Source organism: Variovorax sp. Soil_C_12 (assembly GCF_057657375.1).
Genome location: NZ_JBDGIO010000011.1, coordinates 28,072 through 50,820, shown reverse-complemented (window position 1 = coordinate 50,820; position 22,749 = coordinate 28,072). Strand labels below are relative to the sequence as shown.

Sequence of the window (22,749 nt, the reverse complement as noted above, 5' to 3'; positions counted from 1 at the left end):
AAGTATTCAGCCTGGAGCGAAGGCGAAGGTGTTGCGCCCCGCCGCCTTCGCGGCGTAGAGCCCGGCATCCGCGCGCGCCAGCAGCTCGGACGGCGTGACGGCCGCATCGGAGGGCGGATGAAAGGCGACGCCGATGCTGGTCGTGACCTCCAGCTCCCGGCCGTCGAGCCGGAAGGCCGGCGCGTTGATGCGCGCGACGATCTTGCGGGCCACGGCCGCGGCCGCCTCCGGCGCAGGCAGGTTCTCCAGCACGATCACGAACTCGTCGCCGGCCAGCCGCGCCACGGTGTCGGTGCCTCGCACGCTGTCCTTCAGGCGCCGGGCGAACTCGGCCAGCACGCCGTCGCCCACGGCATGGCCCAACGTGTCGTTGATGCTCTTGAAATGGTCGATGTCGAGAAACATCAGGGCGAGCGCGCATCCCGTGCCGTCGGCCGTCGCGATGGCTGCCGGCAGCAGCTCGTTGAAGGCCAGCCGGTTCGGCAGGCCCGTGAGGGTGTCCACCCGCGCGAGCTCGATCAGCTTGCGCTCCACCGCCTTCAGCGCGGTGATGTCCAGGCTGAGCGAGAAGATGCCGTGCGTCGCGCCGTCGGGGCCGATGTCGGGCACGTAGATGACGTGGGTGACGCGATCGAAATCGCCCTTCTTGGTCGCCGCCTCGAACTCGACGCGCTCGCCCGCCAGCGCGCGCTCGATCATGGCCCTGCGCGACTCGTACAGCTCAGGCCCCGCGATGTCGCGGATATGGAGCCCCGCCAGCTTGGCGGGATCGAGCCCCAGCCACTCCCGGTAAGTGCCGTTCGCGAAAGTGACCTTCTGCTCGCGGTCGATGTAGGTGATCAGCGCCGGCATGTTGTCGGTGATGGTGCGCAGGCGCATCTCGCTCTCGGCCTGGCGCAGCTCCGCCTCCTTCAACGCGGTGATGTTGAAGGTCATGACGTAGAAGCCCAGGACCCGCCCCTGCAGGTCCTTGTCCGGAATCAGGTTGACCTGGAAATGGCCGGTCTTGCCGCGCAGCGGCGCCTCGACCGGAAAGCTCGCCGCCTCTCCCGCCAGCACCCTCGGAAGAAAGGGCAGCTGCTGCGCGTACACCGCCTCGCCCACCGCGGAGCGCAGGGTCACGCCGTCGAGCGGGCCGTCGTCCAGGCCGGCCATCTGCCGCGCCCGGCTGTTGCCGTAGAGGCAGTTCTGATCGCGATCGAAATACCCCACCAGGGCCGGAATGCTGTCGGTGACGTCGCGCAGCCGCTTTTCCTGCTCGCTCAGGGCCTTGCGGATGTTGACCTCGTCGGTGATGTCGAAGGTCATGGCGAACACGCCCTGCACCATGCCGACGTCGTCCTGGTCGGGGATGTAGTGGGCTTTGTAGGTCCGCTCGCCGATGCCGAGCATCGCATCGCCGGCCTTCTCGACGATCACCGTCTCTCCCGCGAGCGCGCGCCGGTAGTAGGGCTCGACGACTGCGAAGTCCGCGGCGCCGCGCTTCTCGGGCATCGACTTGCCGACCATCGCGTCGTCGCGGTGCAGCGCCCTGACTTTGGCATTGACGAAGGTGTAGTGCAGCGAGGCGTCGACATGCGACACCAGCGCCGGGATGTTGTCGGCGATGGTGCGGACCTGCGCCTCGCTGTGCGCGAGGCTGAGCTCGGTGCGCTTGCGCTCCGTCACGTCGGAGGTCATCGCGTAGTAGCCGCGGACCGCGCCCGCCTGGTCCAGGTCGGGGATGAGCTCGGTCTGGAAGAAGCGGGGTTCCCCGCCGCGCCGGATGGACCCCCGGCGCTCGAAGGTCACCGGCTCGCCGGCCAGCACCCGCTGGAGGTAGCGCTCGGGGATGGCGCTCTGGTCGGCGCCGTGGGCATCCCGTACCGGCTGGCCGAGCAGTTCGGCCGCGCTGCGGCCCAGCTTCTCGCACAGGCGCGCGTTCACGAAGGTGTAGCGGCCCTGTGCATCCGCGTGCGACACCATCGCCGGCAGGTTGTCGGTGATGTCGCGCAGGAACTTCTCGCTGGCTCGCCGCTGCTGCATCAGTTCGTCGAAGGTCCGCCACAGGTCGCCGATCTCGTCGTGGGCATAGGCGCCGGGCGCCGCGACCTCCTCCGGCGCGGCCTGGGCATCGAGCATGCGCCGGTGCAGGTGCGACAGCGGCTGCAACTGGCCGCGCACCAGGGCCAGCGCGGCGGCCCCCGCCAGCACGGCCAGCACGAAGGCTCCGCCCCAGGCCACGCGCTCGATGGCATCGATGTGCGCGAAGGCCTCGCTGCGCGGGTACACCGCGCCCAGGATCCAGCCGGTCTGCCGGATGCGCTTGAACGCGTAGAGGGCGTGCGCCCCGTCGAGGTCCGGCCCTTCGCTGGTGCCTTCGAAGCCCGCGATCGCGCGCTGGATCTCGGTGTCCGCGGCACTGTCGGCGCCGGCGCGATTCAGCACAAGCGCCGCTCGCGGATGGTCGATCACGACGCCGTCCGCGGAAAGAATGAAGAGGTAGCCCGTCTTGCCGAACTTGACGTCGGCCAGATCCCCCAGGATGTTGCGCTCCTTCAGGTTGATGGAGCCCCAGACCACGTAACGCAGGCGCCCCGCGGCGTCCTGAACCGGCTGCGTGATGGCCACCTGCGCCAGGCCATTGATCCGGTTGCGGTACGGCTGCGAGATGACGCCGACGCCGGTGGAGACGGTGTCCGCGAAGTACGGACGGTCCCGAACATTCACACGGCCGATCTGCTGCGCCCCGTTCAGGTTGGCGACGATCTCGCCGTCGAGACCGATGAGCGCGACGTTGTCGAAGGCCTCGCGCAGCGACTGGTGCTGTTCCAGCAGGCCCTGCAGCGGCGCGGTGTTCGGGAAGTCGTGCGACTTCACGCTGTCGGCAAAGGTCTTCAGCAAGGTCCGCCGGCCGATGAACTTCTGGTCGACTGCCTCGGCGATGGCGGAGACGCGCGCCAACTCCTCGCCGGCGATCGACGCCTCCATGCTGGCCTTGACGAGGTGCAAGGCGACGGTGGCGATCGCGAAGGTCGCCGCCAGCACCACCGCGGCCACGGCGGCGCTCAAACGCGTATTCAGGCTGATGCGGATGTTGCGGAGACCTGGCGATTTCATCAGGATGGGCAGCATAAGCCAGACGGGCGCACCGGCCGCTGACCGGCCCGTCGGGGGGCCGGCCACTGTGCAGACGGCCGGGCGTGGCCTCAGCCGTCCAGCACGCGGTAGAAGAAGGTGGTGTCGCATGGCCCGCCCTGCGGCCACAGCGCGTACCCCGGGATCGTGCCGCAGCGCTGCCAGCCGCAGCGCACATAGAGACGCTCGGCATCGCCGCTCGAGGTGTCGAGCACCAGCAGGGTCTTGCCGGCCTCGCGCGCGGCCTGCTCGGCCGCCTGCATCAGCGCCTCGCCCCAGCCCCGGTGCCGCGCGCGGCGATGCACCAGCATCTTCGCGACATCCGCCCGGTGCGGCTGGTTCTCCGGCTGCACCAGCACCAGCTGTACCGTGCCCACGATGCCGGTCGCATCCTCGGCCACCAGCAGCACGCGCTCGCCGCGGGCCGCGCTCTCGGCCATGCGGCGCCAGAAGGCCAGCGCCTTCGGCATAAACAGCGGCTGCATGAAGCTCACCGAGGCGCCGCCCTCAACGCAGTCGATCAGCAATTCGGCCAGCTGCTTCAGCTGGGACTCGCCGACAGCGGCCATGCGGCGAATGCCGGGGACGGAAGTCGAAGCTTGCAGGGACATGTCATCTCCGGGGCGTGGGCGGGGTGGTGATCACCACCGCATAGCGCGCGGCCTTGCGCGTGGGGTTGTGGTAGGCAATGGGCCGGTCCAGCACCATGGCCAGGCAGTCGCCCTCGCCGAGCCGGTGCACTTGCTCGCCGACCGTGACTTCGATCGTCCCGTCCAGCACCCAGACCTGCTGGTCGATGCGTACGTCGCGCGCGCTGGTCTCGTAGGCCACGCGCGCCTTGGGTGGGAAGTGGACTTCGACGATCTGGATCGGCGAGGCCACGCCGCCGGGCGAGACGTTGCGCCGCACGTAGCCCGAATGGGGATCGCGCCACGAGGGCTGGGCGGCCCGCCGCGCCACCGGGTCCTGGCCGGGCTCGGGCGCATCGAAGAGCGAAGCGAGCGCCACGCCGAGGCCGGTGGCCAGCCGCTCCAGCAGCACGGCGGTCGGGCTGCTCTCGCCGCGCTCGATCAACGAGATCATGGAGCGGCTCACGCCGCAGTGGGCGGCCAGCGCGTCGAGCGAGAGGCCGCGGGCGGCGCGCAGCTCCCGCACGCGGCGGGCGATGCGGTCGTTCAGGGCGGGGGGCTGCGCTTCCTTCATAGCGGATGAAATGTCCACCATACTGGATACCCGGTCAAGCCGGCAGGAAGCTGGGCGTCGCGCGGCCGCCACCGCATCGATGCAAATGCGCAACTCCGCGTGCGCTCCGGGCATTAGTTCACGCACATGCCATGCGGCGGTCGCGATGCAGCAGTACGATGCAGACGACGAACCCCTCAGCGTTCGTGAAGCGGCAGGCAGGTCCTATGAAAGCGCGTGTTGAACTGGGAGCATTTCTAACGGCATCGGTCATCGGCATCTCCCTGCCGGTGGATGCGCAGACCACGCGACAGTTCGCTGCGCCGACCGCCGCCGAGCAGCAGGAGGCCGATTACCGCGTGATCGCGGCACGCTGCGGCACCCCGGCCTTCGAGAAAGGCTTCTTCAAGAGCTCCAGGGCGGCCGTCGCGGCCGGACTGGTCAACAAGCACCGGATGCCGGCCGACGTCGAGAAATCGGTCGAGGCGCTGCGGCGCAGCCCCTTCGTGCTGGTGGCCAGCAACGCGGACTGCCCGAATCAGCTGGCGCAGCTCAAGGAGCTGCAGAAGACCCGCCAGGCAGCGATCCACTCCGGGCGCGGGCGCAGGCCTTAGCGCACGGCACGGCTGCAGGACGCCTCGCCGCGCGGCGATCCGCCGGGCTTCGTCGCCGTGCAGGACGAGAAGACGCTGCTGCTGCCCGAGCGCCGCGGCAACCATCGCATCGACAGCCTGCGCAACATCGTGGCGGACCCGCGCGTGGCCCTGCTGTTCCTGATTCCCGGCGCAGCCCCTTTGACTACCCGAGGAGTGCTTCGAACTGTTCGAGCGCTTGGGGGTGGGCCGCCAAGGCGCGGCGCAACGCAGGCAGCCGCTTCTTGACGGCCTGGCGCACGGCGGGGGGCGCATCGCTGAACGAATCGGACAGCACTTCGTCGTGCTGCTCGACCAGGACGGCCGCCAGGGTCGCTGCCTGCACCAGGTCTTTTTCCGCCTTCTCGGGAAAGCTCTGGCGCGAGGTGCTCGAGAAAAGCTTGTGCCAAACGAATCGTTCGGGTTGCGGGAGCATGAGCGGAATGCAATGCCCTCCGGCAAGGAGTGCTGCCTGCCGGAGCTCGTCAAGATGATAGGCGTAGTGAGGCACCGTTTGAGCACTCCACATCAGCTGGGGGATCGGAACGGTCTTTCCCAACCTGTCGCCGTGCGTCAGCACATCGACCCGCAGGCCGTCACGCCCTTTCTGCTTGACGGAGGTGGACGGCGACTGGCTGGGCATGCCGGGCACAGGCGCGAAGTCGAGGCGGGTCGCTTCCATCGCCTCGATAAACGACGCCGGCACGGCCAGGGCCAGCTTCTGCCGCGCGGCAAGATCGATGTGCTGCGTCCGAGCGGAAACCGCCTTGGCGCCGAGCTCGTTGAGCCATGCCATGTAGCACAGCGTCCCCACCAGCGTCACGCCCGAGCGCAGGATGCCTCTGTTGTGAAGTTCGACCAGGACGCCGGCGACGCCCTTGTCGGCGACCTGGAACTGGAGCTTTCGAAGATCGCGGACCTGGGCGGCGGCCCATTGGGCGAACTCAATCTGGCGTTCGACGCTTTCCAGCGTCTCGACGTCCCCGTCCCTGCCGACGAGTTGTTCGGCCTGCCGGCCCGGAACCGGGTAGTAAACCCTGTACCAGTACGCATATCCTGTGCCTTCCCGTTTGACCAAGGTCCCGGGCGTTCCGTAGAGCAGACTGCCAACCGAGCCGGCACGCTCCTTCAGTTCGGCGTACTGCGTCCGGAATGCCAGCTCTTGCGGGCGATACAAGGTATGCGGCGACATGGCGAACTTACCCAACAAAAATAAATTTTATTGGGTAAATGCAGGCAGGGCGAGCAGAAGCTCAGGCCTTGCCGAACTGCGCAAAGCTCTCGTCCAACCGATCCATCCAGCCCGCCTTGGTCGCCGCATCGACGAAGCTGCCCTCGAAGCTGTTGGCCGCCAGCTGCCACGCATGCTTCGCCGTCAGCCCGGTTGCCGCGAAGGTCTGGATGAAGTTCTCGTTCATGTAGCCGCCGAAGTAGGCCGGGTCGTCCGAGTTCACGGTCGCGACCAGGCCGGCGTCGAGCAGTTGGCCGAGGTTGTGTTGCGCCAGGTCGGGGAACACGCACAGCTTGAGGTTCGACAGCGGGCAGACGGTCAGCGGGATGCGGTCCTGCGCCAGCCGCTTCATCAGCGCCGGGTCCTTGGCGCTCTGCACGCCGTGGTCGACGCGCTCCACCTTCAGCACGTCGAGCGCGCTCCACACGTAGGCCGGCGGGCCCTCCTCGCCCGCATGCGCGACGAGGTGCAAGCCCAGCTCGCGGCAGCGCGCGAACACGCGCGCGAACTTCTCGGGCGGGTGGCCGAGCTCGCTGGAATCGAGGCCCACGCCGATGAACTTGTCGCGAAAAGGCAGCGCCTGCTCCAGCGTGGCGAAGGCATTTTCTTCGCTCAGGTGGCGCAGGAAGCACAGGATCAGCGCGGCGCTCACGCCCAGCTTCGACTTCGCGTCGACGCAGGCACGGTGCAGGCCGTCGATCGCCGTCTGCATCGCGACGCCGCGCGCGGTGTGGGTCTGCGGGTCGAAGAACATCTCGGTGTGGACCACGTTGTCCGCGGCGGCACGCTCGAGGTAGGCCCAGGCCATGTCGTAGAAGTCCTGCTCCTTCAGCAGCACGCTGGCGCCGGCGTAATAGATGTCCAGGAAGCTCTGCAGGTTGGTGAAGGCATAGGCGCGGCGCAGCGCTTCCACGCTGGCGTAGGGAATCGCCACGCCGTTGCGCTGGGCCAGCGCGAAGATCAGCTCGGGCTCCAGCGAGCCCTCGATGTGCATGTGGAGCTCGGCCTTGGGCATGGCACGCAGCAGCGCGGGCAGGCGGTCGGGGGGGATGTCGTGGGCGAAGGGGCGCAGGTCGGTCATGGGGCGGTTGCGGGGAGTGTTTGCGCACAGCATAAGCGCAGCCGGGCGGGCTGGCCTGATACCGGGTGGCGCCCAGTATCGGCTCGATTTGTCAGTATCGGCTCAGAAAGCGAGCCAATACCGGCGGTATTGGCCGGCATCAGGGAAACTCAGGCTTGGATCGACGAAGGGCGCACGCCGACCGTGATGCCGCACTCACGCAGATAGCGCCGATAAAAGGACGAAGCCTTGTCCGCAGCCGTGTGCAGCTCCGAACGCAGGTCCAGCGGCAGGCTGCGCGGGCGCTGCGATTCGAGCACGGGCTTGTCCTGCAGGAAGATGGTGTCCTGGAAGGCACGCAGCTGCGCATCGTCTCGCTCGAAGTCGGCCGTGGCCATGCGGAACCACACGCGGCTGCGTTCGGCCTCCATCGGGCAGATGAAGAGCGCGATCGACTCCTGGTAGCCCTCGATACCCACGCTCGAAGCATCGGGCACCTTGGTCAGCACCGCGGCATAGGGTGCCGTGACCTCGTAGCGGTACTCGACCTGCGCCGGTGCGGTGGAGTGGAGGGTGGATTGCGGCTGCCAGGCCTTGCAGCCGGTGGCGAGCAGCCCTTGGGGCGTGGCCTCGACACGGTAGTCGTCGATCGCCGCCATGTCGCGCGCGCCGAGCCAGCCTTCGTGCACGAAGCCGAAGTGCGCCATGTCCAGGAAGTTCTCGACCAGGCGCGGGGCGCTGGTCTCCACGTCATAGGGCCCGCAGTTGATCTTGCGCAGCCGTGCGTCGTGCTCGGCCGCGAAGGCCGGCAGCTCGCCGCCCTCGCCTTCCAGGCGCACCCACACCAGGCCATGGGCCTCGCGCGCCGCATGGACCGTGGCGCGATGCGTCGGCGGCGGCACGAAGTCCGGCAGCGCCGGCACATGCACGCTGCGGCCACCCGCGGCGAAGCGCCAGCCGTGGTACGGGCATTCGAGCGCCGTGCCGCCATCGCAGGGCACCACGCGCCCCAGCGAGAGCTGCGCGCCGCGATGCGGGCAGCGGTCGGTCCAGGCCTGCACGACGCCCGCCGCGTCGCGCCACAGCACGAGGCCTTCGCCCAACAGCTGCACCGCGAGCGGCGCCTGCGCGAGCTCGTCCGCCAGCGCGACTGGATGCCAGAGTTCTTTTTCGATCATCGTGGGAGTGAAACGAAAAAGGGTTGCCCCGGGCAACCCTTCCAAGCGAAATCCAGGCCGCTTACTTCTTGTCGCCGCCCGGCACCTTGCCCTCGACGCCCTTGACGTAGAAGTTCACGCCCGAGAGGAACTTGTCGTCGGCGGCAGCGCCGGCAGCCACCAGCTCCTTGCCGTCCTGGCCCACGATCGGGCCCTTCCAGATCGAGAAGCTGCCGTCCTTCAGGCCCTTCTTGACTTCCTCGACCTTGGCCTTGGTCTCGGCCGGCACGTCCTCGGCGATGGAGACGATGTCGATCGCGCCTTCCTTCACGCCCCACCAGGTCTGGCCGGTGGCCCACTTGCCGTCCAGCGCGTCCTGCACGGCCTTGGTGTAGTACGGCGTCCAGTTGATGATGGCCGAGGCGAGGTGCGCCTTGGGGCCGTAGGCGGTCATGTCCGAGTCCCAGCCGAAGGCGCGCTTGCCCTTTTCCTGCGCGGTCTTGAGCACGGCCGGCGAGTCGGTGTTCTGGAACAGCACGTCGGCGCCGCCGTTGATCAGCGCGGTGGCGGCCTCGGTTTCCTTCGGCGGGCTGAACCACTCGTTGACCCACACCACCTTGGTCGTAACCTTCGGGTTGACCGACTGCGCGCCCATGGTGAACGAGTTGATGTTGCGCAGCACCTCGGGGATCGGCACCGAGCCGACCACGCCCAGCGTGTTGCTCTTGGTCATCGCGCCCGCGATGATGCCGGCCATGTACGCACCCTCGTAGGTGCGGCTGTCGTAGGTGCGCATGTTCTCGGCCGTCTTGTAGCCGGTGGCATGCTCGAACTTCACTTCCTTGTTGTCGTTCGCCACCTTGAGCATCGGCTCCATGTAGCCGAAGGTGGTGCCGAAGATCAGCTTGTTGCCCTGCCCCACCATGTCGCGGAACACGCGCTCGGCGTCGGCCGACTCGGGCACGCTCTCGACGAAGGTGGTCTTGATCTTGGCGCCGAATTCCTTCTCGACTGCCTTGCGTGCGTTGTCGTGCGCGAAGGTCCAGCCGCCGTCGCCCACCGGGCCCACATAGGCCCACGCGATGTTCAGCGCAGCGGCCGGCGCAGGCGCCGCGGCCGTCGGGGCCGGTGTCGGTGCAGCGGGGGCCGGGGCCGGCGCTTCTTCCTTCTTGCCGCAGCCGATGAGGGCGGCCGAGGCGACCGCGGACACGGCAGCCAGCTTGAGCAGGAAACGTTTGTTCAGATCATTCATTGGGGGAAATCCTCGAATGGTAGTTAGCCGGAAACAATTGTGAACGCGATTATGAGCCGGGGTAGAAGGGTTTCCCGATGGAAGCCGGCATGTTGATGCGGATGAAAGCCGGGTTGCGCGAGATCAGCGCCAGCACCACGATCGGCGCGATGTACTGCAGCATGCTGAGGAACTGGCTGGGCACGTTGACGCCCGTGCTCTGCAGGTGGAAGCCCAGCATCGAGACCCCGCCGAACAGGTAGGCCCCCAGCAGCACGCGCACCGGCCGCCAGGTCGCGAAGGTGGTGAGCGCGAGCGCGATCCAGCCGCGGCCGGCCACCATGCCCTCGACCCACAGCGGCGTGTAGACGGTCGAGAGATAGGCACCCGCCAACCCGCACAGCGCGCCGCCCGCGATCACCGCCATGAAGCGAATGCGCCGCACCGGATAGCCCAGCGCATGCGAGGACTCGGGCGACTCGCCCACCGAGCGCAGCACCAGCCCGGCGCGCGTGCGGTAGAGGAACCAGATCAGGCCGATGGTCAGCAGGACCGCGAAATACACCATCGGGTGATGGCGGAACAGGGCCGGCCCGACGAGCGGGATGTCGCCCAGGAGCGGCAGCGCGTAGCTGGTGCTCTCGGGCAGCTTGGCCTGCACGAAGTTGATGCCTGCGAAGGCCGAGAAGCCGACGCCGAAGAGGCTGAGCGCCAGCCCGGTCGCGTACTGGTTGGTGTTGAGCCAGATCACCAGCACGCCGAAGAAGGCCGCCAGCAGCGCCCCCGCCGCCATGCCGGCCGCGAAGCCGAGCCAGGTGTTGTGCGTGGTGACGACGGTGGCGAAGCCGGCGATGGCCGCGCACAGCATCATGCCCTCGGCGCCGAGGTTGACGATGCCGGCCTTCTCGTTGATCAGCAGGCCCAGCGCCGCGATCGCGAGTACCGTGCCGGCGCTGAGCGTGGAGCCCAGGAGGAGTGCGTAGCTTTCCATCATGCCTCCCGCCGGGCCGCCCCAAGGGAGGCATGCGCCCCCTCGGGGGGCAGCGAATACACGAAGTGATGAGCGTGGGGGTACATCAAATTGCTCCCTCGGTGGCTTGAGCGGTGACGGGCGCGGTCAGCGGCGTGCTGGCCTGCAGAGACGAAGTGCCCGCCGGTGCGGCCACCGGCTTGGGCGCCGACTTGCGCCGGATGCGGTAGGCGATCAGCGTGTCGCAAGCCAGCAGCGTGAACAGCAGCAGCCCCTGGAACACGCCCGTCAGCGATTTGGGCAGCCCCAGGCGCGACTGCGCCAGCTCGCCGCCGATGTAGAACATGCTCATCAGGATGGCCGAGAAGATCATGCCCACCGGATGCAGCCGCCCGACGAAGGCCACGATGATGGCCGCGAAGCCGTAGCCGGCCGGCACGTAGGGCGTGAGCTGGCCGATCGGGCCCGCCACTTCCAGCGCGCCCGCGAGGCCTGCCGCGCCGCCCGAGGTGAGCAACGCGACCCAGATGGCGCGCCGCGCCGAGAAGCCCGCATAGCGCGCCGCCGCCGGCGCCAGGCCGCCGACCTGTTGCGCGAAGCCGGCCCGCGTGCGGAACAGGAACACCCACAGCGCCGCCGCGCCTGCGAGCGCGATGATCAGCCCGATGCTCACGCGCGAGCCCTTGATGAGGCGCGGGATCTGCGTCACCGCCTCGAAGGTCTTGGTCTGCGGGAAGTTGTAGCCCATCGGGTCCTTCCAGGGCCCGTAGACCATGTAGCCCAGCAGCAGCGTCGCCACGTAGACCAGCATCAGGCTCACCAGGATCTCGCTGGCGTTGAAGCGGTCGCGCAGCAGGGCGACGATGCCGGCCCACACCATGCCGCCCAGGATGCCGGCCGCGAGGATCGCGGCCACGATCCACCCGCCGGTGCTCTTGTCGGCCATCAGGGCCACGCCGCCGGCCGCGATGGCGCCGAAGACGAACTGCCCCTCGGCCCCGATGTTCCAGACGTTGGAGCGGAAGCACACGGCCAGCCCGAGCGCGATGATGAGCAGCGGCGTGGCCTTGACCATCAGCTCGCCCAGTGCATAGCCGCTCTTGATCGGCTCCCAGAAGAAGACCAGCAGGCCCTTGACCGGGTCCTTGCCGAGCAGCGAGAACAGCACCATGCCGATCAGCACCGTGACGGCCAGCGCCAGGATCGGCGAGCCGTAGCTCCAGAAGCGCGAGAGCTGCGGGCGGGGTTCGAGCTTAAGCATGGGCCACCTCCTCTTTCTTCGTCGCGTGGGGCTGGCCGCCCCACAGGCCGCTCATCCACTCGCCGATCTGCGGCACGGTGGCCGCGGCGCGGTCGATGGAGGGCGACATCCGGCCCTTGGCAATGACGTGCAGCCGGTCGCTGATCTCGAACAGCTCGTCCAGCTCCTCGCTCACCACCAGCACGGCGCAGCCGGCGTCGCGCAAGGCCAGGATCTCGCCGCGGATCAGGGCCGCGGCGCCCACGTCCACGCCCCAGGTGGGCTGCGAGACGACGAAGATCTTCGGGTTGGCGTCGATCTCGCGCCCGACGATGAACTTCTGCAGGTTGCCGCCCGAGAGCGAGCGCGCCGCCGCGCCCGGCCCGCCGGCCTTGACCTTGAAGCGATCGATGATGCGGCCCGCATGCTGCTGCAGCGCGCTGGTGCGGATCCAACCGCCCTTCCCCACCGCGTTGCTGCGCGTCAGCAGCATGTTGTGCGCCAGGCTCAGCGTCGGCACCGCGCCGCGGCCCAGCCGCTCCTCGGGCACGAAGTGCAGGCCCAGCGCGCGCCGCCGGCGCGGGCGGAAATGCGCGGCGGGCTTGCCGAAGACCTCGATCATCCCGGCCTCGGCGCGCGTGTCCTCGCCGGAGAGCGCATACAGCAGCTCCTTCTGGCCGTTGCCCGAGACGCCCGCGATGCCCACCACCTCGCCGGCGCGCACCTCGAGCGAGACGCCGTCGAGGTCCACGCCGAACTGGTCCTCGCGCGCCAGCGTCAGGCCCTTGACCTGCAGAGCCACGGCGCCTGCATGCACCGGCCGGTGCTGCAAGGGCGGTGGTTCCGCGCCGATCATCAGGCGTGACAGCGATTCGTTGCTTTCGTTCTGCGGATTGCACACCCCCGTCACCTTGCCGCCGCGCAGCACGGTGCAGGCGGTGCACAGCTCGCGGATCTCGTGCAGCTTGTGGCTGATGTAGAGGATGCTGCAGCCCTCGGCCGCCAGCTTCTTGAGCACCACGAAGAGCTTGGTCACGGCCTGGGGCGTCAGCACCGAGGTGGGCTCGTCGAGGATCAACAGCTTGGGGTCGGTCAGCAGCGCGCGGATGATCTCCACCCGCTGCATCTCGCCCACCGAGAGGGTGTGGACCGGGCGCGAGGGGTCGATGTCCAGCCCGTACTCGCTGGCCTTGGCCGAGATGCGCTGCGTGACCTCGGCCAGCGTGAGGCTCTTCTCCAGCCCCAGCCAGACGTTCTCGGCCACGGTGAGGGTGTCGAACAGGCTGAAGTGCTGAAACACCATGCTGATGCCCAGCGCCCTCGCCTCCTGCGGGTTGCGCACGTTGACCGGCTGGCCGTTGAACATCACGCTGCCCTCGTCCGGCTTGACCGAGCCGTAGATGATCTTCATCAGCGTGGACTTGCCGGCGCCGTTCTCGCCGAGCACGGCGTGGGTCTCGCCCGGCGCCACCGTGAGCGAAACGTCGCTGTTGGCGACGACCGACGGGTAGCGCTTGGTGATGTTCGAGAGCTGGAGTCGTTGGATTGTCATGCCTGTGCCTGGCTTGTGGGTTGTTCGAATCGCCCTGAACCGCCCCGGCATCCGGCCCAGGGCGATCGCATTATTTTCTGTCGTCAGTGTCCGCCTATGTAGATGAACTTGAAGAGGAAAACCCCGCCGATCAGCCACACCATCCAGTGCACCTGCCTGGCGCGGCCGGTGAACAACTTCAGCACCGCATAGGTGATGAAGCCGAAGGCCAGGCCGTTGGCGATCGAGTAGGTGAAGGGCATGGCCAGGGCCGTGACCGCGGCCGGGATCACCTCGGTCGTGTCGTCCCAATCGAGCTCGGTGATATCCCTAAGCATCAAACAGGCCACGAAGAAGAGCGCGGGCGCGGTGGCATAGGCCGGCACGGCGCCGGCCAGCGGCGAGATCGCCAGCGCGGCCAGGAACAGCACCGCCACCGTGAGCGCGGTCAGGCCGGTGCGGCCGCCGGCCTGCACGCCGGCTGCGCTCTCCACGTAGGCCGTGGTGCTGGAGGTGCCCAGCAGCGAGCCCGCGAAGATCGCGCCGCTGTCGGCCAGGAGCGACTTGTTGAGCCGGTCCATCTTGCCCGGCACCAGCAGGCCGGCGCGGCGCGCCACGCCCATCAGGGTGCCGGTGGCGTCGAACAGCTCGACCAGGAAGAACACCAGGATCACGTTCAGGATGCCGCCCGACAGCGCCGACTTGATGTCCAGCTGCAGGAAGGTGGGCGCAATCGAGGGCGGTGCCGAGAACACGCCGTGGAAGGTGTTGCCGCCGAAGAAGAAGGACAGCACCGTCACGCCGAGGATGCCGATCAGGATCGCGCCGGGCACCTTCAGCCGGTCGAGGACCACGATGGTGAAGAAGCCCAGCGTCGCCAGCACCACCTGCGGCGTGTGCAGGTCGCCCAGCGTGATGTAGGTGGCCTTGGAGGGCGCCACGATGCCCGCGCTCTTGAGCGCGATGATCGCCAGGAACAGGCCGATGCCCACCGTGATCGCCAGGCGTATGGACTGCGGGATGCCGCGGATGATCAGCTCCCGCAGCCGGAACACCGTGACCAGCAGGAACAGGCAGCCCGAGACGAAGACCGCGCCCAGCGCCGCCTGCCAGGTGAAGCCCATCTGCAGCACCACCACGTAGGCGAAGTAGGCGTTGAGCCCCATGCCCGGCGCCAGCGCGATCGGGTAGTTGGCGTAGAAGGCCATGATCCCGGTGCCGAGCGCCGCGATCAGGCAGGTGGCGACGAACACCGCATCCTTCGGCATGCCCGCGTCGCCCAGGATCGACGGGTTGACGAAGATGATGTAGGCCATCGTCAGGAAGGTGGTGAGGCCGGCCACGATTTCGGTACGCACCGTGGTGTTGTGTTCCCTGAGCTTGAACATCCGCTCGGCCCAGCCGGTCGCCGGGGGTGCAGAGCTGGTGTCGTGCTCGCTGACATCGAGCATCTGTTGGGTGCGGTTCATCGCGTTGTCTCCGTCTCTCTTGTGGAATGGCGTAGGTCTGTGTCGCGACGCCGGGCGCGAGTTGGAAAGGCCGGCTATCCGGAGCCGGTCGAGGAAGCGGCAGGCCTCAGCGAGGCCGCCACCGATTTGGTCCGCTCGCGCAGCCAGCGCGCGGAGCTGGAGGAATGGGTGCGCTCATGCCACAGCTGGTAGTACATGAGGCGCGGCAGCGCGATCGGGCACGGGAGGATCGTGACCGGCAGGCGGTCGAGGAAGCGCTCGCAGTACTGCCGCCCGGTGGTGAGCACCAGCAGGCTGGAGGCCACCATGTCCGGGATCAGCCCGAAGTGGGCGCAGCGCGCCGTGATGTTGCGCTGCCGGCCCTGCTCGTCGAGCATCTGGTCGATGATGCCGCGCGCGCCCGGGTGCAGCGCCGTCGGCGCCACGTGCTCGGCCGCGAGCCAGCTGTCCAGGTCCCAGCCGCGGCGCACCGCCGGATGGTCCTGGTTGACCAGGCAGACGATCTCGTCGCCGAAGAGCCGCGCCATGTGCAGGTCTTCCGGCGGCTTGAGCCAGTTGCCGATCACCAGGTCGACCTGGCCGAGCGACAGGTGCGCGTGGTAGTCCGAGTCGGACGACAGCGCATGGATCTCGATGCCGCACAGCGGCGCCTGCGCCTTGACCTGCGCCACCAGCATGGGCAGGAAGAGCGGGTCCAGGTAGTCCGAGGCGGCGATGCGGAAGGTGGTCTGCGCGGTCTGCGGATCGAAGCCGCGCGCATCCGAGAACAGCATCTCCGCCGCGCGCAGGATGCTGGCGGCCGGGTCGATCATGCGCAGCCCCGCATCCGTGGGCACCATGCCCGAGCCCGAGCGCACCAGCAGCGGGTCGCCCGAGAGCTCGCGCAGCCGCTTCAGCGCGGCCGAGACGGCCGGCTGGTACATGCCCAGGCGGATGGCTGCGCGCGAGACGCTGCGGTCGGTCAACACGGTATGAAGCACCCGGATGAGGTGAAGGTCGATCTTGTCCAGAAGCGCTTGGTCTCTCATGGGCTGCCCGCAGGGTGATGGGAACGTGCGGGCAGTTATACAGCGCAGCATTCACATCGGGCCCCTTGTTCACTGGGCAGCTTCAGGCCGCGGCCGACTGCACCGCCGTCACGGCGCGCAGGATGGATTCGCTGGTGGCCGGCGCCGTCAGCGGCGGGTCCACCCGGTGCTCGCCCACCGCCGACACGGCGTCGCGGATCGCGAAGAAGACCGAGAAGGGCAGCAAGAGCGGCGGTTCGCCCACCGCCTTGCTGCGGTGGATGGAGTCCTCGAAGTTCTGGCCCTCGAACAGGCGCACGTTGAAGACCGGCGGGCAGTCGTTGGCCGTCGGGATCTTGTAGGTGCTGGGCGCGTGGGTTGTGAGCAGGCCGGTCTTGGGGTGCCACACCAGCTCCTCGGTGGTGAGCCAGCCCATGCCCTGGATGAAGGCGCCCTCGACCTGGCCGATGTCCACGGCCGGGTTCAGCGACTTGCCGGCGTCGTGCAGGATGTCGGCGCGCAGCAGCTTCCACTCGCCGGTCAGCGTGTCGACGATCACTTCGCTCACGGCGGCGCCGTAGGCGTAGTAGAAGAAGGGGCGGCCATGCATCTTGTCCTTGTCCCACGAGAGCCCCGGCGTGGCGTAGAAGCCGTCGGACCAGAGCTGCACGCGGTCGAGGTAGGCCTCGCCGACGACAGTGCTGAAGGACAGCGTGCGGCCGGCGACCTCGACCTGGTCGTTGGCGAAGCGCACCTCTTCCGCCTTGCCGCCGTGGCGCGCCGCGGCGCACGCGGCCAGCCGCTCGCGGATCTGGCGTGCCGCGTCCTGCGCGGCCTTGCCGTTGAGGTCCGCGCCGGTCGATGCGGCGGTGGCCGAGGTGTTGGCCACCTTCTGCGTGTCGGTCGCCGTGACGCGCACGGTCTCGAAGCTCACGCCCAGCTCGTGCGCCACCACCTGCGCCACCTTGGTGTTGAGGCCCTGCCCCATCTCGGTCCCGCCGTGGTTCACCAGGATCGAGCCGTCGGTGTAGACGTGGACCAGCGCGCCGGCCTGGTTGAAGTGCTTGACGTTGAAGGAGATGCCGAACTTCAGCGGCGCCAGCGCGATGCCGCGCTTGAGCACCGGGCTCGCCGTGTTGAAGGCCGCGATCTCCTCGCGCCGCGCGCGGTAGGCGCTGGTGCCCTCCAGCTCGGAGACCAGCTCATGGATGATGTTGTCGGACACGACCTGGCCGTAGGGCGTGACGTTGCGCTCGCCCTTGCCGTAGAAGTTGACGCGCCGCACGTCCAGCGGATCGCGCCCCAGCTCGCGCGCCACGCTGTCGAGGATGTTCTCGATCGCGATCGCGCCCTGCGGGCCGCCGAAGCCGCGGAAGGCGGTGTTGCTCTGCGTGTTGGTGCGGCCAGAGTAGCCGTGCATCGCCACGTCGGGCAGCCAGTAGGCGTTGTCGAAGTGGCACAGCGCCCGCGTCATCACCGGGCCGGAGAGATCGGCCGAGTGGCCGGCGCGCGAGACCATGCTGATCTCGGCGCCGAGGATGCGGCCCTCGTCGTCGAAGCCCACTTCGTACTCGTACCAGAAGCAGTGGCGCCGGCCGGTGATCAGGAAGTCGTCGTCGCGGTCCAGCCGCAGCTTGACCGGGCGCTTCAGCTTGTTGGCCGCCACCGCGGCCACGCAGGCGAACAGCCCCGACTGCGACTCCTTGCCGCCGAAGCCGCCGCCCATGCGCCGGCATTCGACCTGCACCTCGTTGGCGTGCAGGTGCAGGGCGTGCGCGACCAGGTGTTGCATCTCGCTCGGGTGCTGGGTCGAGCAGTGCACGTGCATCGCACCGCCCTCCTTCGGGATCGCGTAGCTGATCTGGCCCTCGAGGTAGAACTGCTCCTGCCCGCCGACGTCGAGCGTGGCCTTGAGCCGGTGCGGCGCCTTGGCGATCGCGGCCTTGGCGCCGCCCTCGTTCGTGCTGCGCACCAGGTGCATCGGCGGCAGCACGTACTGGCCCTTCTCGTGCGCCTGCTGCGGCGTGATCACCGGCGGCTCGGCCTCGATGTCCAGCGCGTCGTTGGCGCGGGCGGCGGCGCGGCGCGCGGCGTCGCGCGTCTCGGCGATCACCGCGAACACGGGCTGGCCCAGGTAGCGGATGTCGCCGCTGCAGAGGATCGGGTCGTCGTGAATGATGGAGCCGCAGTCGTTGCTGCCCGGGATGTCGGCCGCGGTGAGCACCGCCACCACGCCGGGCATGGCGCAGATCGCCTCCAGCTTCATGTTCTTGAGCCGGCCGTTGGCCACCGGCGACAGGCCCAGCGCGCAATGCAGCGTGCCCGCCAGCTCGGGGATGTCGTCGATGTAGGTGGCCTCGCCGGCCACGTGCAGGTGCGCCGACTCGTGGGGGCGGCTGATGCCGACGCGGGCGCCGCCGTCGTGCGCCTTGGCTTCGGCGCGGACGTCGATGCGCGCGGCGGTGTTCTTCAGGTAGTCGGCGAAGGCTTCGGCCGATTGCAGCAGTGCGGGGTCGATGGGCTTGTTCATGTTCAGACTCCTTCGGCGGTCGCGACGGCGTGCGGCATCACGCTCCAGACACTGGTGGCCTCCACCGGCAATGGATCCTTGGCGCGCGTTTCCAGCCACAGGCGCTGCAGCAGGTTCTGCGCCACCAGCAGGCGGTAGTCGGCGCTGGCGCGCATGTCGGTCAGCGGCTTGAAGTCCTGCGCCAGCGCCAGCTTGGCGGCATTGACGCTGGCCTGCGTCCAGGGCTTGCCGAGCAGCGCGGCCTCGGCCTGCGCCGCGCGCTTGACGATCGCGGCCATGCCGCCGTAGGCCAGGCGCACGGCCTTGACGACGTCGCCGTCGAGCTCGACGGCGAAGCCGCCGCACAGGGCCGAGATGTCGCAGTCGAAGCGCTTGCTGATCTTGTAGGCCCGCACCTGGCGCTTCATCGCCGCGAGCGGCACGGCCAGGCCCTGCACGAACTCGCCGGGCTCCAGCTTGTTCTTCATGTAGTCGACGTAGAAATCGGGCAGCGGCATGCGGCGCACGCGCTCGCCGCGGCGCAGCTCGATCTCGGCGTCCAGCGACATCAGCACCGGCGGCGAGTCGCCGATGGGCGAGCCGTTGGCCACGTTGCCGCCCATGGTGCCGGCATTGCGGATCGGCGGCGAGGCGAAGCGCAGCCAGACGTCGGTAAGGCTGGGCACGCGCGCAGCCAGCGCGCGGAAGGCGTTCTCGAGCGAGGCGCCGGCGCCGATGTAGAGGGCGGGCGTGCCGTCGAACTCGCGCTCCTCCACCACCTTCATCTCGGCCACGTCGCCCACATAGATGATGTCGCCCAGGTCGCGGAACTGCTTGTTGACCCAGAGGCCCACGTCGGTGGAACCGGACAGAAGCTGCGCGGCCGGCTTGGCCTCGCGCAGCGCGGCGAGCTGGGCCAGCGTCGTGGGCGCGTGGAAATGGTCGATGCGCTGGCCCAGCGGCGCGGCGTAGTCGAAGCTGGGCTCGTGCTTCAGGCTCTGCAGCGCGGCCACCACGGGCTCGGTGTCCAGCCGCACGGCGGGCAGGTCGAACATGCGCTGGCCGGCATCGAGGATGGGGCGGTAACCGGTGCAGCGGCACAGGTTGCCCGAGAGATCGTCGGCCAGCTGCTGGCGCGTGGGTTGCGTGCCCGCGTCCTGGTGGTGCTCGTAGGTGGACCACAGCGACATCACGAAGCCCGGGGTGCAGAAGCCGCACTGCGAGCCGTGGCAGTCGACCAGGGCCTGCTGCACCGGGTGCAGGTGTATGGCCGTCTGCTTGTCGCGCGGCGCCCGGTCGCGCTGGCGGGTGCACTGGGCCTTGAGGTCCTCGACCGTGAACAGCGCCTTGCCATGCAGCGTGGGCAGGAACTGGATGCAGGCGTTGACGGTCGAGAGGCGCAGGCCGCCCACCGCTTCCTTCTCGCCCGCCTCGGCGAGCTCGCCGATCACCACCGTGCAGGCGCCGCAATCGCCCTCGTTGCAGCCTTCCTTGGTGCCGGTGCAGCGCGCGTCCTCGCGCAGCCAGTCCAGCACCGAGCGGGTCGGATGGACGCCGCTCACGTCGACGATCCGGCCGCGGTGGAAGAAGCGGATGGGTTGGGTGTGGTCGGTCATGCTCATGCTCGTGGGGCGGTCTTCGTTGCGATCAAAAATCGTGCCTGCGAAAGGTATTCCTTTGCGAGGCCTTAGGCATACAGACGTGCCCATACGGCCTATGTGGGGCTTGCTATATAACGCCCGGGAAAACCCTTGATTCGGGCTGTTTAGTGCGCCGCAGGCCGCACACTGGGCGCTCCGATGGAATCCAGCATGAGCCTCCACACGCAACAAATCAACTTCCAGGTCGGCAGCCATGGCACTGTCTCGGGACTGGTGCAGTCGCCGGCCGACCCCCTGGCCTGCTATGTCTTCGCCCACGGCGCGGGCGCGGGCATGGGGCATTCGTTCATGAGCGCGGTGTCGGCCGGGCTGGCGGCGCGCGGCATTGCCACGCTGCGCTACCAGTTCCCGTCGATGGAACAGGGCAAGAAGCGGCCCGATCCGCCGCCCGTGGCCCATGCCGCCGTGCGCGCGGCGGTGGCGCAGGCGGTCGAACGCTTCGGGCCGCTGCCGCTCTTCGCGGGCGGCAAGTCCTTCGGCGGGCGGATGACTTCGCAGGCGCAGGCGCTCGATCCGCTGCCGGGGGTGAAGGGCCTGGTCTTCGTCGGCTTTCCACTGCATCCGGCGGGCACCCCCTCGACCGGGCGCGCCGACCACCTGGCCGATGTGCAGGTGCCGATGCTGTTCGTGCAGGGCACGCGCGACGAGTTGGCGGACCTGGCCAGCATCCGGGGCGTGGTCTCGAAGCTGGGGGCGTCGGCAACGCTGATGGAGATCGCCGAGGCCGACCACGCCTTTCACGTGCTGCGCCGGTCCGGGCGCAACGACGAGGAGGTCCTCGCGGAAATCCTCGACGGCATGGCGACCTGGATGCGGGCATAGCCCATGTCCCCGTGCCGCTCGCACGAGCGATCGCCGCTCTTCATCGTCTTCAATGTCCACTCGGGCCGCGGCAGCGCGCAGGCCCTGCGCGACGCAATCGCAGCGGCCTGCGCAGCGCAGGAGCGAGCCTACCGGCTGTTCGAGGTCACGCGCCTGCACCGCCTGCCGGAGCGAATCCGCGAGGCTGTCGACGCCGCGCGGGCGGAGGCCGGCGTGGTGGTCGCGGCCGGCGGCGACGGCACCATCAACGCGGTGGCGCAGGCGCTGCTGGGCAGCGGCTGCGCGCTGGGCGTTCTGCCGAAGGGCACGTTCAACTATTTCAGCCGCACCCATGCCATTCCCACGGACACCGGCGAGGCGCTGCGGGTGCTGCTCGGCGCCCGGCCGGTGCCGGTGCAGGTCGGCCTGGTGAACGAGCGGGTCTTCCTCGTCAATGCCAGCCTCGGGCTCTATGCGCGCGTGCTGGAGGACCGGGAGGTCTACAAGTCCCGCTATGGCCGCAGCCGGTGGGTGGCGCTCTGGTCGGCCGTGGTGACCGCGATGCGCCGTCATCCGGGATGGGACCTGCACATCCGATGGCGCGGCGAGGAGCACCTGGTGCGCACCCCGACGCTCTTCGTCGGCAACAACGCACTGCAGCTGCAGCAGGTCGGCATGCCGCGGCCCGAGGCGGTGGAGCAAGGCGAGCTCACGGCCATCGCATTGCGCCCCACGGGCCGGCTCGCGCTGTTCGCGCTGATGCTGCACGGCGCCCTGAGCCGGCTCGGCGATTCCGACAACGTCATGCATGCGTCCTTCCGCTCGATGTCGGTCAGCCCGGCCCAGCGCAGGCGGCGGCGCGCCAAGGTCGCGACGGACGGCGAGGTGCAGCGCATGGACATGCCCCTGCACTTCCGGGTCGCGCCCGAGCCGCTGTGGCTCATCAAGCCGGGGCCGGGCGAGCGGGAGGACGCGCGTCGATGAGCTGCCTCCTGCACATGTCCGACCCGCATTTCGGCACCGAGCAGCCCGAGGTGATGCGCGCGCTGGCCGCGCTGGTGCAGGCCGAGCGGCCGGATGCGCTCGTGCTCTCCGGCGACATCACGCAGCGGGCGACGCGCGCGCAGTTCGCGCGGGCCCGCGCCTTCGTGGACAGCCTCGCCGTCGCGCGGATGCTGGCGATACCGGGCAATCACGACATCCCGCTGTTCGCGCTGTCCACCCGCGTGCTGGCGCCCTATGCGCGCTACCGCCAGGCCTTCGGCCACTCGCTCGCGCCCGTGGTGGATTCGCCCGATTTGCTGGTCGTCGGCGTCAACACCACGCGCTGGTACCGGCACGAGAACGGCGCAGTTTCGGCGCAGCAGGCCGAGCGCGCGGCGCAGCGCCTCGCGCAAGGCACGGCCCGGCAGCTGCGGGTCGTGGTGGTGCACCAGCCGGTCGCGGTCACGCGCGAGGAGGACCGCAAGAACCTGCTCATCGGCCGCGAGGAGGCCGTGCGAATCTGGGCCGAGGCGGGGGCGGACCTGGTGCTCGGAGGGCATATCCACCTGCCCTTCGTCCTGCCACTGCACGAAAGTGCCGGCGGGCTGGCGCGCCGGATCTGGTGCGTGCAGGCGGGCACCGCCGTGTCGACCCGGCTGCGCGCGGGTGCCCCCAACTCGGTGAACCTCATCCGCTTCGAGGGCGAGGCCGGCGAACGGCGCTGCACGGTGGAGCAATGGGACTGCGCCGCCGGCGGTGCGCCGTTCCGGCGTGCCCGCGTGCACACCCTGGCGCTGGACAATGCGTAAAGATACCAGCCGCACCGACCATATTGAAGTGCGCATTGCGCCGGACGTGCCAGCTGTCATCCGGCGTGCTGCAGAGATCGAGGGACGCAGCGTCAGCGACTTCCTCATGGGGGCTGCGCAGCAGGCCGCGCGCCGCACGCTTGAACAGACGGACATCA

18 protein-coding genes and 2 pseudogenes are annotated in these 22,749 nt (G+C 68.9%); 6 read left to right on the top strand and 14 right to left on the bottom strand.

Annotation, left to right across the window (positions count from 1 at the left end; genetic code table 11):
• Positions 1 to 6: 6 nt before the first annotated feature.
• The 3 genes from AC3A6X_RS25335 to AC3A6X_RS25325 form a co-directional block, all read right to left on the bottom strand.
• Positions 7 to 3,051 carry a sensor domain-containing diguanylate cyclase gene (locus AC3A6X_RS25335; protein ID WP_487844765.1) on the bottom strand — a complete coding sequence of 1,015 codons (3,045 nt, stop codon included), beginning with the start codon at positions 3,049 to 3,051 and terminating at the stop codon, positions 7 to 9.
• 137 nt (positions 3,052 to 3,188) lie between these two features.
• The gene (locus AC3A6X_RS25330) at positions 3,189 to 3,728 is read right to left on the bottom strand and encodes an N-acetyltransferase family protein (RefSeq protein ID WP_487844764.1); all 540 of its coding nucleotides are present in this window, start codon (positions 3,726 to 3,728) and stop codon (positions 3,189 to 3,191) included.
• A gap of 1 nt (position 3,729) precedes the next feature.
• Positions 3,730 to 4,320 (bottom strand): helix-turn-helix domain-containing protein, encoded by a 591-nt coding sequence (locus AC3A6X_RS25325; RefSeq protein WP_487844763.1) that lies wholly within the window; start codon positions 4,318 to 4,320, stop codon positions 3,730 to 3,732.
• A 206-nt stretch (positions 4,321 to 4,526) separates the two neighbouring features.
• Between AC3A6X_RS25325 and AC3A6X_RS25320 the strand changes: the two genes are divergently transcribed.
• Together AC3A6X_RS25320 and AC3A6X_RS25315 are read left to right on the top strand one after the other, a co-directional pair.
• Positions 4,527 to 4,913, top strand: coding sequence for a hypothetical protein (locus AC3A6X_RS25320; protein ID WP_309963923.1), 387 nt, complete (start codon positions 4,527 to 4,529; stop codon positions 4,911 to 4,913).
• An 18-nt stretch (positions 4,914 to 4,931) separates the two neighbouring features.
• Positions 4,932 to 5,084 (top strand): annotated as a pseudogene (locus AC3A6X_RS25315) (pyridoxamine 5'-phosphate oxidase family protein); the annotation flags it as partial.
• A gap of 13 nt (positions 5,085 to 5,097) precedes the next feature.
• Here the strand turns inward: AC3A6X_RS25315 and AC3A6X_RS25310 are convergent.
• The 11 genes from AC3A6X_RS25310 to xdhA all read right to left on the bottom strand — a co-directional run bounded on the left by AC3A6X_RS25310 (position 5,098) and on the right by xdhA (position 19,952).
• Positions 5,098 to 6,123 carry a GSU2403 family nucleotidyltransferase fold protein gene (locus AC3A6X_RS25310; protein ID WP_487844762.1) on the bottom strand — a complete coding sequence of 342 codons (1,026 nt, stop codon included), beginning with the start codon at positions 6,121 to 6,123 and terminating at the stop codon, positions 5,098 to 5,100.
• A gap of 61 nt (positions 6,124 to 6,184) precedes the next feature.
• A complete protein-coding gene (locus AC3A6X_RS25305) occupies positions 6,185 to 7,243 on the bottom strand; it encodes an adenosine deaminase (protein ID WP_487844761.1) in 1,059 nt (352 codons plus the stop codon).
• 149 nt (positions 7,244 to 7,392) lie between these two features.
• Complete coding sequence (locus tag AC3A6X_RS25300; RefSeq protein WP_487844760.1) at positions 7,393 to 8,400, bottom strand: Rieske 2Fe-2S domain-containing protein; 1,008 nt, start codon at positions 8,398 to 8,400, stop codon at positions 7,393 to 7,395.
• A gap of 61 nt (positions 8,401 to 8,461) precedes the next feature.
• Positions 8,462 to 9,631: a BMP family ABC transporter substrate-binding protein gene (locus tag AC3A6X_RS25295; protein WP_487844759.1), complete on the bottom strand. Its 1,170-nt coding sequence runs from the start codon at positions 9,629 to 9,631 to the stop codon at positions 8,462 to 8,464.
• Between the two features lie 49 nt (positions 9,632 to 9,680).
• The gene (locus AC3A6X_RS25290) at positions 9,681 to 10,601 is read right to left on the bottom strand and encodes an ABC transporter permease (protein WP_309963904.1); all 921 of its coding nucleotides are present in this window, start codon (positions 10,599 to 10,601) and stop codon (positions 9,681 to 9,683) included.
• An 85-nt stretch (positions 10,602 to 10,686) separates the two neighbouring features.
• A complete protein-coding gene (locus tag AC3A6X_RS25285) occupies positions 10,687 to 11,841 on the bottom strand; it encodes an ABC transporter permease (protein WP_487844758.1) in 1,155 nt (384 codons plus the stop codon).
• Positions 11,834 to 13,372, bottom strand: a complete 1,539-nt coding sequence (locus AC3A6X_RS25280; protein WP_487844757.1) for an ABC transporter ATP-binding protein — start codon at positions 13,370 to 13,372, stop codon at positions 11,834 to 11,836. Before AC3A6X_RS25280 ends, AC3A6X_RS25285 begins: the two co-directional genes overlap by 8 nt.
• A gap of 83 nt (positions 13,373 to 13,455) precedes the next feature.
• The gene (locus AC3A6X_RS25275; RefSeq protein WP_239142917.1) at positions 13,456 to 14,802 is read right to left on the bottom strand and encodes an NCS2 family permease; all 1,347 of its coding nucleotides are present in this window, start codon (positions 14,800 to 14,802) and stop codon (positions 13,456 to 13,458) included.
• A 92-nt stretch (positions 14,803 to 14,894) separates the two neighbouring features.
• Positions 14,895 to 15,848 (bottom strand): LysR family transcriptional regulator, encoded by a 954-nt coding sequence (locus tag AC3A6X_RS25270; protein ID WP_309963897.1) that lies wholly within the window; start codon positions 15,846 to 15,848, stop codon positions 14,895 to 14,897.
• Between the two features lie 82 nt (positions 15,849 to 15,930).
• Positions 15,931 to 18,357 carry a xanthine dehydrogenase molybdopterin binding subunit gene (xdhB, locus tag AC3A6X_RS25265; protein ID WP_487844756.1) on the bottom strand — a complete coding sequence of 809 codons (2,427 nt, stop codon included), beginning with the start codon at positions 18,355 to 18,357 and terminating at the stop codon, positions 15,931 to 15,933.
• Positions 18,358 to 18,359: 2 nt separating this feature from the next.
• Positions 18,360 to 19,952, bottom strand: a complete 1,593-nt coding sequence (gene xdhA, locus AC3A6X_RS25260) for a xanthine dehydrogenase small subunit (protein WP_487844755.1) — start codon at positions 19,950 to 19,952, stop codon at positions 18,360 to 18,362.
• A 195-nt stretch (positions 19,953 to 20,147) separates the two neighbouring features.
• On the opposite strand from xdhA, the gene AC3A6X_RS25255 reads away from it, so the two are divergent.
• From AC3A6X_RS25255 to AC3A6X_RS25240, 4 genes and pseudogenes are all read left to right on the top strand, one after another.
• Positions 20,148 to 20,819, top strand: a complete 672-nt coding sequence (locus AC3A6X_RS25255) for an alpha/beta hydrolase family protein (protein WP_487844754.1) — start codon at positions 20,148 to 20,150, stop codon at positions 20,817 to 20,819.
• 3 nt (positions 20,820 to 20,822) lie between these two features.
• Positions 20,823 to 21,782, top strand: a complete 960-nt coding sequence (locus tag AC3A6X_RS25250; RefSeq protein ID WP_487844753.1) for a diacylglycerol/lipid kinase family protein — start codon at positions 20,823 to 20,825, stop codon at positions 21,780 to 21,782.
• Positions 21,779 to 22,591 carry a metallophosphoesterase family protein gene (locus tag AC3A6X_RS25245; protein WP_487844752.1) on the top strand — a complete coding sequence of 271 codons (813 nt, stop codon included), beginning with the start codon at positions 21,779 to 21,781 and terminating at the stop codon, positions 22,589 to 22,591. The genes AC3A6X_RS25250 and AC3A6X_RS25245 overlap by 4 nt, the downstream gene beginning before the upstream one ends.
• A pseudogene (locus tag AC3A6X_RS25240) lies at positions 22,584 to 22,733 on the top strand (type II toxin-antitoxin system TacA family antitoxin); the annotation flags it as partial. The gene AC3A6X_RS25245 and the pseudogene AC3A6X_RS25240, both read left to right, overlap by 8 nt.
• Between the last annotated feature and the right edge of the window lie 16 nt (positions 22,734 to 22,749).